A 13637-nucleotide genomic window follows, 5' to 3' on the forward strand; every position below is an offset into this window, starting at 1 on the left:
AAACTGGATAAGGAAACATCTTTTATGAAAAGCAACGTTCATTTTCACGAATGATTGAAATCAGATAGATAAGTCATCGATCCATTAGTATCCGTCAGCTCCACGTGTCACCACGCTTCCACCTCGGACCTATCAACCTCATCGTCTCTGAGGGATCTTATTACCTTATAGGTAAGGGAAATCTCATCTCAAGGGGGGCTTCATGCTTAGATGCTTTCAGCACTTATCCCGACCACACGTAGCTACCCAGCGATGCTCCTGGCGGAACAACTGGTACACCAGCGGTGTGTCCATCCCGGTCCTCTCGTACTAAGGACAGCTCCTTTCAAATTTCCAACGCCCACGACGGATAGGGACCGAACTGTCTCACGACGTTCTGAACCCAGCTCGCGTACCGCTTTAATGGGCGAACAGCCCAACCCTTGGGACCGACTACAGCCCCGGGATGCGATGAGCCGACATCGAGGTGCCAAACCTCCCCGTCGATGTGGACTCTTGGGGGAGATAAGCCTGTTATCCCCGGGGTAGCTTTTATCCGTTGAGCGACGGCCCTTCCATGCGGAACCGCCGGATCACTAAGCCCGACTTTCGTCCCTGCTCGACTTGTAGGTCTCGCAGTCAAGCTCCCTTGTGCCTTTACACTCTGCGAATGATTTCCAACCATTCTGAGGGAACCTTTGGGCGCCTCCGTTACCTTTTGGGAGGCGACCGCCCCAGTCAAACTGCCCACCTGACACTGTCTCCGGACCGGATTACGGTCCTGGGTTAGAATGTCCGTACAGCCAGGGTAGTATCCCACCAGCGCCTCCACCGAAGCTAGCGCTCCGGCTTCCAAGGCTCCTACCTATCCTGTACAAGCTGTACCAACATTCAATATCAGGCTACAGTAAAGCTCCACGGGGTCTTTCCGTCCTGTCGCGGGTAATGTGCATCTTCACACATAGTATAATTTCACCGGGTCTCTCGTTGAGACAGTGCCCAAGTCGTTGCACCTTTCGTGCGGGTCGGAACTTACCCGACAAGGAATTTCGCTACCTTAGGACCGTTATAGTTACGGCCGCCGTTTACTGGGGCTTCGGTTCAACGCTTCGCATAAGCTAACGCATCCCCTTAACCTTCCAGCACCGGGCAGGTGTCAGCCCCTATACTTCGCCTTACGGCTTCGCAGAGACCTGTGTTTTTGGTAAACAGTCGCTTGGGCCTTTTCACTGCGGCTCCTCGGCAGAGGAGCACCCCTTCTCCCGAAGTTACGGGGTCATTTTGCCGAGTTCCTTAACGAGAGTTCTCCCGCTCACCTTAGGATCCTCTCCTCGCCTACCTGTGTCGGTTTGCGGTACGGGCACCTCTTTCCTCACTAGAGGATTTTCTTGGCAGTGTGAACTCAGGAGCTTCGGTACTATATTTCCCTCCCCATCACAGCTTGACGTTGCCGGACGGATTTGCCTATCCGACCGTCTCACTGCTTGGACGCGCACATCCAGTGGCGCGCTCTCCTTATCCTCCTGCGTCCCCCCCGTCGTTCAAACGGAAAGGAGGTGGTACAGGAATATCAACCTGTTGTCCATCGCCTACGCCTTTCGGCCTCGGCTTAGGTCCCGACTAACCCTGAGAGGACGAGCCTTCCTCAGGAAACCTTAGGCATTCGGTGAAAGAGATTCTCACTCTTTTTTCGCTACTCATACCGGCATTCTCACTTCTAAGCGCTCCACCAGTCCTTACGGTCTGACTTCACGGCCCTTAGAACGCTCTCCTACCACTGATCATAAGATCAATCCGCAGCTTCGGTGGTGTGTTTAGCCCCGGTACATTTTCGGCGCAGAGTCACTCGACCAGTGAGCTATTACGCACTCTTTGAATGATGGCTGCTTCTAAGCCAACATCCTGGTTGTCTAAGCAACTCCACATCCTTTTCCACTTAACACACACTTTGGGACCTTAGCTGGCGGTCTGGGCTGTTTCCCTCTCGACCATGAACCTTATCACCCACGGTCTGACTCCCAGAACAAAGTCTATGGCATTCGGAGTTTGACTGAATTCGGTAACCCGATAGGGGCCCCTCGTCCAATCAGTGCTCTACCTCCATGACTTTCTATTCTGAGGCTAGCCCTAAAGCTATTTCGGAGAGAACCAGCTATCTCCGTGTTCGATTGGCATTTCACCCCTACCCACACCTCATCCCCGTAATTTTCAACTTACGTGGGTTCGGGCCTCCAGTCAGTGTTACCTGACCTTCACCCTGGACATGGGTAGATCACACGGTTTCGGGTCTACGACCGCATACTCACTCGCCCTATTCAGACTCGCTTTCGCTGCGGCTCCGCTTCTGCTGCTTAACCTCGCATACGGTCGTAACTCGCCGGTTCATTCTACAAAAGGCACGCCGTCACCCATTAACGGGCTCCGACTACTTGTAGGCACACGGTTTCAGGTTCTCTTTCACTCCCCTTCCGGGGTGCTTTTCACCTTTCCCTCACGGTACTGGTTCACTATCGGTCACTAGGGAGTATTTAGCCTTGGGAGATGGTCCTCCCGGATTCCGACGGAATTCCTCGTGTTCCGCCGTACTCAGGATCCACTCCGGAGAGAGAAAGATTTCGACTACAGGGCTGTTACCTGCTCTGGCTGACCTTTCCAGATCGATTCGCCTATCTTCCTCTTTGGTAACTCCAATGGAGTGTCCTACAACCCCAGAAAGCAAGCTTTCTGGTTTGGGCTGATTCCGTTTCGCTCGCCGCTACTTGGGAAATCGCGTTTGCTTTCTCTTCCTCCGGGTACTTAGATGTTTCAGTTCCCCGGGTGTGCCTGCCTATACCTATGTATTCAGTATAGGATACTGTTCCATTACGAACAGTGGGTTTCCCCATTCGGAAATCTCCGGGTCAAAGCCTACTTACGGCTCGCCGGAGCATATCGGTGTTAGTCCCGTCCTTCATCGGCTCCTAGTACCAAGGCATCCACCGTGCGCCCTTATTCACTTAACTATCTTCGTGAAAAGACGTTTACAATTTCAATTAGATGTCTTGTCATCAAATGTCTCATCGTTAGATGAAACAATGATTCCTTATCCAGTTTTCAAGGTTCACAAGTTGAAAGATCGTTTGATCTCTCAAAACTGAACAACCAACACAGTACATTTCCGTTATATCCTTAGAAAGGAGGTGATCCAGCCGCACCTTCCGATACGGCTACCTTGTTACGACTTCACCCCAATCATTGGCCCCACCTTCGGCGGCTGGCTCCAAAAAGGTTACCTCACCGACTTCGGGTGTTGCCAACTCTCGTGGTGTGACGGGCGGTGTGTACAAGGCCCGGGAACGTATTCACCGCGGCATGCTGATCCGCGATTACTAGCGATTCCGGCTTCATGCAGGCGAGTTGCAGCCTGCAATCCGAACTGAGAATGGTTTTATGGGATTTGCTACACCTCGCGGCTTCGCTGCCCTTTGTACCATCCATTGTAGCACGTGTGTAGCCCAGGTCATAAGGGGCATGATGATTTGACGTCATCCCCGCCTTCCTCCGGTTTGTCACCGGCAGTCACCTTAGAGTGCCCAACTGAATGCTGGCAACTAAGATTAGGGGTTGCGCTCGTTGCGGGACTTAACCCAACATCTCACGACACGAGCTGACGACAACCATGCACCACCTGTCACTTGGTCCCCGAAGGGAAAGTCCTATCTCTAGGATTGTCCAAGGATGTCAAGACCTGGTAAGGTTCTTCGCGTTGCTTCGAATTAAACCACATGCTCCACCGCTTGTGCGGGCCCCCGTCAATTCCTTTGAGTTTCAGCCTTGCGGCCGTACTCCCCAGGCGGAGTGCTTAATGCGTTAACTTCAGCACTAAGGGGTGGAAGCCCCCTAACACCTAGCACTCATCGTTTACGGCGTGGACTACCAGGGTATCTAATCCTGTTTGCTACCCACGCTTTCGCACCTCAGCGTCAGAAACAGACCAGAGAGTCGCCTTCGCCACTGGTGTTCCTCCACATATCTACGCATTTCACCGCTACACGTGGAATTCCACTCTCCTCTTCTGTCCTCAAGTTCCCCAGTTTCCAATGACCCTCCACGGTTGAGCCGTGGGCTTTCACATCAGACTTAAGGAACCGCCTGCGCGCGCTTTACGCCCAATAATTCCGGACAACGCTTGCCCCCTACGTATTACCGCGGCTGCTGGCACGTAGTTAGCCGGGGCTTCCTCGTTAGGTACCGTCAAGGTACCGCTCTATTCGCACGGTACTTGTTCTTCCCTAACAACAGAACTTTACGATCCGAAGACCTTCATCGTTCACGCGGCGTTGCTCCGTCAGACTTTCGTCCATTGCGGAAGATTCCCTACTGCTGCCTCCCGTAGGAGTCTGGGCCGTGTCTCAGTCCCAGTGTGGCCGATCACCCTCTCAGGTCGGCTACGCATCGTCGCCTTGGTGAGCCGTTACCTCACCAACTAGCTAATGCGCCGCGGGCCCATCTGTAAGTGATAGCAAGAAGCCATCTTTCAACTTTCCTTCATGCGAAAGAAAGTATTACCCGGCATTAGCCCCGGTTTCCCGGGGTTATTCCGATCTTACAGGCAGGTTGCCCACGTGTTACTCACCCGTCCGCCGCTCGTTCCACGAGCTTCACCCCGAAGGGATCCACTCGCTTCCCGCGCTCGACTTGCATGTATTAGGCACGCCGCCAGCGTTCGTCCTGAGCCAGGATCAAACTCTCCATAAAAGTTAAGTTTGACTTGCTCATTTGCACACCGAATGTGCTTTGTTTCAAATCTCTTCTATAAAGAAGAAATGTTTTGACGTACTGGTTGGTTCGTTCAGTTTTCAAAGATCAAATGTTTTGTTTGCCGCTTCAAAACAGCGACTTAATTAATATATCATGTGTAGTTGTTTTCGTCAACAACTTTTTATGATTTATTTTGTTAAGCCGTTCGCGGCTTGCCGCTCTCTTAACGCGACAAGTAATAATATATCATGGGATCCAAAACCACGCAATAGGTTTTTCGTAAAAAGATAATTCAGATTATTACTCTTCATATAGTAAGTGATACAACGGGTAAAAAACAATCCCACCAGAAGCATCCGGTGGGATTGAAAAGCTTATGATTCACGATTTCTCATTTGTGGGAACAGCAGAACGTCACGAATAGAAGGAGAGTCTGTCAGGAGCATGACTAGACGATCGATTCCGATTCCTAAACCACCCGTTGGAGGCATTCCATATTCAAGAGCCTCAAGGAAGTCTTCATCCATCATATGTGCTTCATCATTTCCTTCTTCTCTTTCTTTCAACTGAGCTTCAAAACGTTCCCGTTGATCGATCGGATCATTCAACTCAGAGAAAGCATTCGCATGTTCGCGTCCAACGATGAACAATTCAAATCGATCCGTAAATCTTCCATCCTCGGGATTCTTCTTTGCAAGAGGAGAGATCTCAGTCGGGTGCCCATAAATAAAGGTAGGCTGAATTAGTTTTTCCTCTACGCGCTGCTCAAAGAATTCATTCACAATATGACCGAATGTCATCGTATCTCCAATATCAATACCATGTTCTTTAGCAAGCTCTTTCGCTTGATCATCAGACATTTGCTCCCAGAAGTCTACACCTGTGTGTTCTTTGATAGCATCTACCATATGAAGGCGTGTCCACTCTGGCTCTAGATCAATTTCTTGTTCATTGTACGTGACTTTCGTTGTACCAAGAACCTCTTTAGCGATATGAGCAACCATGTTTTCCGTCAGGTTCATGATGTCGTGGTAATCAGCATAGGCTTCATACAGCTCAATCATCGTAAACTCAGGGTTGTGACGAGTAGAGATTCCTTCATTACGGAATACACGTCCGATTTCGTATACTTTTTCCAATCCACCTACAATCAAACGCTTCAAATGCAGCTCAATAGCGATACGCATATACAACTGCATATCCAGTGCATTGTGATGTGTAATGAAAGGTCGGGCTGAAGCTCCACCTGCGATCCCATGCATCAATGGAGTTTCTACTTCTAAGAAACCTAACCCATCTAGATAACGACGCATGGACTGAATGATCTTACTGCGCAGAACAAACGTGTCTCTGCTATCAGGATTTGTTATAAGATCTAAGTAACGCTGACGATAACGCTGCTCGACATCTTGCAGGCCATGGAATTTTTCAGGAAGTGGACGTAGAGACTTCGTAAGCAATTGATAGTCTGCTGCTTTCACGGAAAGTTCTCCTACGTTTGTCTTGAACATCACACCTGTAACTCCTACGATATCTCCTAAATCAGCAGATTTGAATAGATTGTCGTAAGCTTCTTCTCCAATTTCATCTTTACGGACATAAAGTTGAATTTGGCCAGTAAGGTCCTGAATATGTGCAAAACCCGCTTTTCCTTTTCCACGCTTCGTCATGATTCGTCCAGCGATGGTTGTTGGGAATTGCTTTTCCTCCAGTTCTTCTTTCGTATATTGATCGTACTTCTCTATTAAGTCTTGGGCGTAATCCGTGCGGTCGAATTTGTCACCGAATGGGTCGATGCCCTGCTCGCGGTGAGTATTCATCTTATCGCGACGCACCCGCATATGTTCATTGAGTTCTTCTGTCATTGCTATCACTCCATTCCATGATCTTTTTAGGTACTTACCGTTACAATAACAAAAACTGCCAGCATGGGACTGGCAGCATCTAACTATCGTTTAGTATAAAAAAGTACTATGGGCGTGTCAATGTTGAAAGGGGACGGATTCTTGCATTTACACCTCTAGTTCAACTCCCAATGAATACAAATCTATTGTGCGTCGTCTATTCGACCTTACACTCTATTACTAAACTCTCCCCCACTTGCTCATGCTTCTCACTTCTTCTGAAGGAAGTAATCCAAGAACTTCTCCTGCTGTTTGTTGTAAATGAGGGAGATAAGCTTGAGCATCCACATCTGCTAACGGGACCATAACAAATGCCCGTTCGTGCATATGAGGATGAGGAATCGTTAATTGCTCTGTTTTCATATGTTCCTGATTATAAAGCAAAATATCGAGGTCAATCGTCCGCGGTCCCCATTTTATCACACGTTTTCTCCCCAGTCCCTGTTCAATGCCCTGGCAGTACTCCAGCAATAAAGAAGGGGACAATTCTGTTTCCACTTGAATGGCCATATTTAAAAAGTCGTTTTGTTCTGTGTATCCGACAGGGGCTGTTTCATAGATCGCCGATTTTTTTAAGACGGTTATATCCTCATGCTCCTCAAGCAGAGAAATAGCGTCTTTGAGATACGATTCCCGTGGTGAAATATTCGAACCTAAAGCAATATAAGCGATATTCATCTTTCCGGTCTCCGATAGATCTCAATCGCCACGGATTTATAATGCCCCGGAATTGGAGGGTCAGGCTTATATACTTTTACGAGGCACCCTTCCAACAGCGGGAACTCAGTGAAAAGTTCACTCGCTATCTTTTCCGCCACTGTTTCGACGAGCTTGTGGCGTTTCCCTTCCACTGTTTTTTTAGTGACCTCGTAAATGGCACCATAATCAATTGATTTTGTCATATCATCAGATTCAGCCGCCGGCTTCAAGTCCAACTCAATCTCAAGATCCACATAGAATCGTTGCCCTAGTTTGTTCTCTTCCGGAAAGAGACCATGATATCCCCAGAACTCCATTTGATTCACATATATTTTATCCAATTCCTTCACCCTTCCCGAGCATAGCATCCATCATTTTTGTCATTCGTACAATAGGCTTCACATCATGTACCCTCACAATATCCATGCCTTGTGCCACTCCATAACAGACGGTTGCACCTGTCCCTTCCATCCGTTCATCTTTCGGAAGATCCAGGGCTGTACCAATAAATGATTTCATGGAGGTTCCTAACAAAATCGGGTATCCGAGCTCTTTTAATGCTGCTAAGTTTCGCATGACCTCCAAGTTTTGTGCTTGGGTTTTCGCAAAACCAATACCTGGATCGAGGATGATATTCTCATCCTCAACACCCGCATCCTTGGCTATTTTAATGCTTTTTCGGAGGTCATTTTTCATGTCTTCCAATAAAGACACGTAATTTCTGTCTGACCGGTTATGTGTAAGGATGATCGGGACACCATAACGAGCAGCAACATCAGCAATGGCAGGTTCCTTACGCGCCCCCCATACATCATTGATGATCGACGCACCCGCCTGAATCGCCTTTTCAGCCACTTCTGCTTTATAAGTATCAATGGAAATAGGAAGGTGACTGGCTTTTTTAACCGCCTGAATCGCAGGCACGACTCGCGCCAGTTCCTCCTCAGCCGTTACAGGCTGATGACCAGGACGAGTGGATTCACCACCGATATCAATGATATGAGCACCATCTTCCTCCATTATCTTCGCTTGTTTTACAGCGTGATCGAGATTGAAGTAAAGCCCTCCGTCAGAAAAAGAATCGGGTGTAATATTTAGTATCCCCATCACAAGAGTTTCCTTTGTTAAATCGAACGTTTTTTCAGAAGTTCTTAATTTGGTGTGCATTGGGTTCCCTCGTTTCCATCATTCTCTTCCCCTATCTTACATCATTTCAAAATTTCTATCACACGTGCGCGTTTGGAAACAAAATAAAAAACTGCACCCCATTGAGGTGCAGTTGTCTAACCTTATTCTTCGTCGAACTGATAAAGTGGAGTAGATAGATAACGCTCACCATTACTAGGAATGATCGCTACAACTTTCTTCCCTTTACCAAGCTTTTTGGCCACCTGCTTCGCCACATGGATCGCGGATCCGGAAGAGATTCCTCCCAGAATGCCATCCTTTCTAGCGGCTTCTCTTGCAGCTTCGAACGAATCTTCTTTCGTCACTTTAATGACTTCATCATAGATATCTGTATTCAAGATACCAGGCACAAAACCTGCTCCGATTCCTTGGATCTTATGCGGCCCAGGATCTCCACCGGATAAGACCGGGGATTCTTCCGGTTCAATCGCATAAATTTTAATATCCGGGTATTTCTCCTTTAATACTTTACCTGCGCCCGTAATGGTTCCACCTGTGCCGATACCCGCAACGAATGCGTCCAGTTGGTCACCCATCTGCTCTACAATTTCAGGCCCAGTTGTTTTTTCGTGAATGAGTGGGTTCGCTTCATTGTTGAACTGTTGAGGCATAAAATAGCCCTTCTGCTCTTGAAGTTCTGCTGCCTTTTTAATGGCACCTTTCATCCCTTCACTCCCTGGAGTGAGAACGAGTTCTGCTCCATAGGCACGCAGTAGATTGCGACGTTCTTGACTCATCGTGTCCGGCATAACGAGTATCGCGTTGTAACCTTTAGCCGCTGCGATCATAGCTAGGCCGATCCCCGTATTCCCGCTCGTCGGTTCTACAATGGTATCTCCATTTTTGAGACTTCCGTCTTTTTCAGCTTCTTCAATCATGGAAAGAGCAATACGATCTTTAACGGAACTGCCCGGATTCATGTATTCCAGTTTCAGATAAATTTCTGCACTGTCTTCCTCTGCGCTTCCGTTCAGTTTGACCAATGGAGTTTGCCCGACTAATTCGCTTACGTTATTTACGATTCTCAATACACTCACTCCCAAAACCAAGTATTTTAATAGGATTTAAACCTAATGTACTGAATAAGAATACAATTGTCAAACATTTCAATCATGCTTCGTTAAAGGAAAAGGCGAAACCGTGGTTTCGCCTTTTATTATATCATTATTGGTTCTAGATTATGATGTGGAATCCGCGTCTTGAGATTGCAGTTCCTTTAAGTCCTCTACGTTGAACTGGTAATCTTCATTACAGAAGTGGCACTTTGCTTCTGCTCCCTGATCCTCATTGATCATTCGCTCTATTTCTTCGTCACCGAGGCTCGCAATGGCCATTTCCACGCGCTCTCGTGAACAGTGGCACTGAAATTTAACGGGAACCGTGTCCAGCACACGGACATTTTCTTCTCCAAGGACTGTGTGCAGAATTTCTTCAGGCGTTTTGCCGTCGCGTACGAGAGAAGAAATCGCAGGCATTTCTGAAAGTCTCTTTTCAATTTGGCTCGTCGTCTCATCATCAGCACCCGGCATCATTTGCACTATAAATCCCCCGGCAGCAAGAATGGAGTAGTCCGTATCTACAAGCACTCCAGCTCCAACAGCCGAAGGCACTTGCTCAGAATTTGCAAAGTAATAAGTGAAATCTTCACTGAGCTCACCAGAAACCAGTGGAACTTGACCTGTAAAATGGTCTTTCATCCCCAAGTCCTTCACGATACTCAACGTCCCTGACGTTCCAACTGCTCGGGCCACATCCAACTTCCCTTGGGCATTGGATTCAAAATCAACATGAGGGTTTTTGATGTATCCACGAACTTCCCCTTTAGCGTTGGCATCTGCGATAATGGCGCCGGCTGGGCCATCTCCTTCAACCTTCACTGTGAGCTTATCATTGCCCTTAAGCATCGCTCCCATCATACCGCTGATGGTTAACGTACGTCCTAGTGCTGCTGAAGTCGTTGCCCACGTATCTTGTCTGCGTCTAGCCTCTTCGACTGTTTCTGTTGACTGAATGGCATAAGCCCTGACCTGTCCATCGAAACCTATGGCACGCACTAAATAATCTGACATGCTATTCATTCTCCTTTAAACGCTTTTTTCTCTTTATTCCTTTGATATATCTTATGAAGACCTTTCAACGTCAAGTAAGGATCGACATGATCGATCGTCCTTGATTGACCGGCGATTAAATTGGCAAGACCACCTGTAGCGATAACTGTCGGTGGCTGTTCGGATGTTTCCTTCATACGACGCACGACTTCATCGACCTGACCTACATATCCATAGTAGACGCCGGACTGCATGGCTTCGACTGTACTTTGACCGATTACATGTTCCGGACTCTTAATTTCGATTTTTGGAAGTTTGGCTGCTTTTGCGTATAGAGCTTCCATAGAGATATTGACCCCTGGGGCAATGGCACCGCCAAGGTATTCCCCTTCAGCATTAATATAACAATAAGTTGTGGCTGTTCCAAAGTCGATGATGACTAAAGGAAGAGGATACTCATCAATGGCACCTACCGCATTGACCACTCGATCTGCTCCAATTTCATTCGGGTTGGGGTATTTCATCGGCAATCCATGATCCACCATTCCCTCACCTATGATCATCGGTTGCTTTTTAAAATAATACCGAGACATACGATCAAGTGCAAACATAATAGGTGGTACGACGGACGAAATAATGACACCATCCATATCTTCAAAACGCAACCCTTCGTGATCGAAGAGTGATTTAATCAACATTCCAAACTCATCTTCTGTTTTATGACGATCGGTTTTGATCCTCCACTGATACTTCAAAGAGTTATTTTCAAATACGCCTAACACAGTATTGGTATTTCCCACATCAAGGACAAAATTCATACATGAAGCCTCCCGTGTCATTTCCTTCGGCTACCATCATATCACAAGAACCCGATGTTTCGCTCTTTTAAGGATACAGAAAAAGCCACACCACCCGTTTCAGGGCTGATGTGGCTTTACTTATGAACCTTTAAGAACGACGATCCTCTGAATCAGATGGACCTTCCTCTTTCTTTTCTTCCTTCGTTTCTTCATGAGTCTCCGTCTCTTCTTTTTGTTCATCTTCTTTGGATTGAATAGTCACACGGACATCCTCATTGTTGGAAGACGTGTTGTTCTTGATTTTCGCATTGTGTTCACGTGCGATTTCTTCAAGCTCTTCATCCGTCGGAAGACGACCTTTATCAAATAGAGAACGGATTTGAGTTGCATCTAGTGTTTCGACATCTAATAGTGTCTTCGCGATCAACTCAAGCTTATCTTTATTTTCAGTAAGGATCGTTTTCGCACGATCGTAGCAGTACTGAATGAAGTTCTTCACTTCCTGATCGATTTCATAAGCGATCTGATCACTGTAGTTTTGTTCGTTCTGGATGTCACGTCCAAGGAAGACCTGACCGCCAGAATTAGAACCGAACTGAAGCGGACCGAGCTTTTCACTCATGCCATACTCTGTGACCATTTTGCGTGCAATGCTGGTTGCACGCTGGAAGTCATTGTGAGCTCCAGTACTTACTTCACCAAAGATGATTTCTTCGGCTACACGACCACCGAGTAATCCTGTAATCTTATCGAACAATTCTGGTTTCGTCATAAAGTAACGATCTTCCTTAGGAAGCATGACGGCATATCCACCCGCCTGCCCACGAGGAACAATTGTAACTTTATGAACCATGTCCGCATCATCAAGCACCATACCGATCACCGTGTGTCCACTCTCGTGGTGGGCCACAATATCGCGTTCTTTCTTAGAAATAACGCGGCTCTTCTTGGCTGGCCCCGCGATGACACGGTCAATCGCTTCATCTACGTCATCCATGTCGACTTTCTTCTTATCTCCACGTGCTGCTACAAGAGCGGCTTCGTTCAATAAGTTTTCCAAGTCGGCACCAGAAAAACCTGGTGTACGTAGTGCAATCGTCTTCAAGTCGACATTCTCAGACAACGGCTTGTTCTTCGCGTGTACAGCAAGTACCGCTTCACGGCCTTTGACATCTGGACGATCGACTGTGATTTGACGGTCGAAACGACCCGGACGTAGAAGGGCTGGGTCCAGGATGTCCGGACGGTTAGTCGCAGCGATGATGATGATTCCTTCATTGACACCGAAACCGTCCATTTCAACAAGCAATTGGTTCAACGTTTGTTCACGCTCATCGTGACCTCCGCCAAGACCAGCTCCACGTTGACGACCTACAGCATCAATTTCATCAATGAAGATGATGCCTGGAGCGTTCTTTTTCGCATTTTCAAACAAGTCACGGACACGGGATGCACCGACACCGACGAACATTTCAACGAAGTCAGAACCACTGATGGAGAAGAATGGTACTCCCGCTTCACCAGCTACCGCACGTGCAAGCAATGTTTTACCTGTACCTGGAGGTCCAACTAATAGGACACCCTTAGGAATACGGGCACCGACAGCAGAGAATTTACGAGGATCTTTTAGGAAGTCAACGACCTCAACAAGTTCCTGCTTCTCTTCATCCGCTCCGGCAACATCTTTGAAACGCACTTTCTTCTTCTCTTCTGAATACATCTTCGCCTTACTCTTACCGAAGTTCATGACACGGCTTCCGCCGCCCTGCGCCTGGTTAAGCAAGAAGAAGAACAAAATAAAGATAATGACGAACGGGATGATGGACGTCAGGAAAGTCACCCATGCGCTGGGCTGCTCTTCCTGCTCAACAGTCAGATTACTCTGTTCTTGAGCTGTCTGAGTAATTTGAGCAATGACTTCATCATTAGCTGGAAGTTGCGCGACGAAAGTTTCGCCCTCTTCCGCTCCCTGCTCTTGACCAGTTACACGAATCACCCCATTGACAGGCTGAATCGTCATTTCATGGATTTCACCATTATTCAATTTATTGTAGAATTCATTGACATTATATTCTGTTTGCGGATCACCTTGACCTCGGAATAGACCGACCACGCCGATAACCACGAGGAAGATAAGTAAGTAAAATATGGTATTACGAAAGATCCGGTTCATTGCCTACCTCCTCCCAAACGAGAAAAACTATAGTAAATACTACCATACCAAAAACGGCCGACACAACTAATTACCCTTGACATAAACACTTTCAAACTTGCCACCG

The 13637-nt window shown here is 47.4% G+C and carries 8 protein-coding genes and 2 rRNA genes; all 10 read right to left on the reverse strand.

Features of this window, described 5'->3' with window-relative positions; all coding sequences use genetic code 11:
- Positions 1-64 precede the first annotated feature (64 nt).
- The 10 genes from LC065_RS04310 to ftsH all read right to left on the reverse strand — a co-directional run bounded on the left by LC065_RS04310 (position 65) and on the right by ftsH (position 13531).
- Positions 65-2981, reverse strand: a 23S ribosomal RNA gene (locus LC065_RS04310).
- A gap of 170 nt (positions 2982-3151) precedes the next feature.
- A 16S ribosomal RNA gene (locus LC065_RS04315) occupies positions 3152-4716 on the reverse strand.
- The 16S and 23S rRNA genes sit together here, the layout of an rRNA operon.
- 377 nt (positions 4717-5093) lie before the next feature.
- Complete coding sequence (gene lysS, locus LC065_RS04320) at positions 5094-6584, reverse strand: lysine--tRNA ligase (protein WP_226594907.1); 1491 nt, start codon at positions 6582-6584, stop codon at positions 5094-5096.
- Between the two features lie 219 nt (positions 6585-6803).
- Positions 6804-7301: a 2-amino-4-hydroxy-6-hydroxymethyldihydropteridine diphosphokinase gene (folK, locus tag LC065_RS04325; RefSeq protein WP_226594908.1), complete on the reverse strand. Its 498-nt coding sequence runs from the start codon at positions 7299-7301 to the stop codon at positions 6804-6806.
- Positions 7298-7663: a dihydroneopterin aldolase gene (gene folB / locus LC065_RS04330; RefSeq protein ID WP_226594910.1), complete on the reverse strand. Its 366-nt coding sequence runs from the start codon at positions 7661-7663 to the stop codon at positions 7298-7300. The genes folK and folB overlap by 4 nt, the downstream gene beginning before the upstream one ends.
- Positions 7656-8489, reverse strand: a complete 834-nt coding sequence (gene folP / locus LC065_RS04335) for a dihydropteroate synthase (protein WP_306163771.1) — start codon at positions 8487-8489, stop codon at positions 7656-7658. The genes folB and folP overlap by 8 nt, the downstream gene beginning before the upstream one ends.
- Before the next feature lie 122 nt (positions 8490-8611).
- Positions 8612-9538, reverse strand: coding sequence for a cysteine synthase A (gene cysK, locus LC065_RS04340; protein WP_226594914.1), 927 nt, complete (start codon positions 9536-9538; stop codon positions 8612-8614).
- 150 nt (positions 9539-9688) lie between these two features.
- Positions 9689-10579, reverse strand: a complete 891-nt coding sequence (hslO, locus tag LC065_RS04345) for an Hsp33 family molecular chaperone HslO (protein ID WP_226594917.1) — start codon at positions 10577-10579, stop codon at positions 9689-9691.
- A 5-nt stretch (positions 10580-10584) separates the two neighbouring features.
- On the reverse strand, positions 10585-11376 hold the full coding sequence (locus tag LC065_RS04350; RefSeq protein ID WP_226594919.1) for a type III pantothenate kinase: 792 nt from the start codon (positions 11374-11376) through the stop codon (positions 10585-10587).
- Positions 11377-11506: 130 nt separating this feature from the next.
- Complete coding sequence (gene ftsH / locus LC065_RS04355) at positions 11507-13531, reverse strand: ATP-dependent zinc metalloprotease FtsH (RefSeq protein ID WP_306163772.1); 2025 nt, start codon at positions 13529-13531, stop codon at positions 11507-11509.
- Positions 13532-13637: the final 106 nt, after the last annotated feature.

The sequence above is a fragment of the Halobacillus litoralis genome, from assembly GCF_020524085.2.
GTDB lineage: Bacteria > Bacillota > Bacilli > Bacillales > Halobacillaceae > Halobacillus > Halobacillus litoralis_E.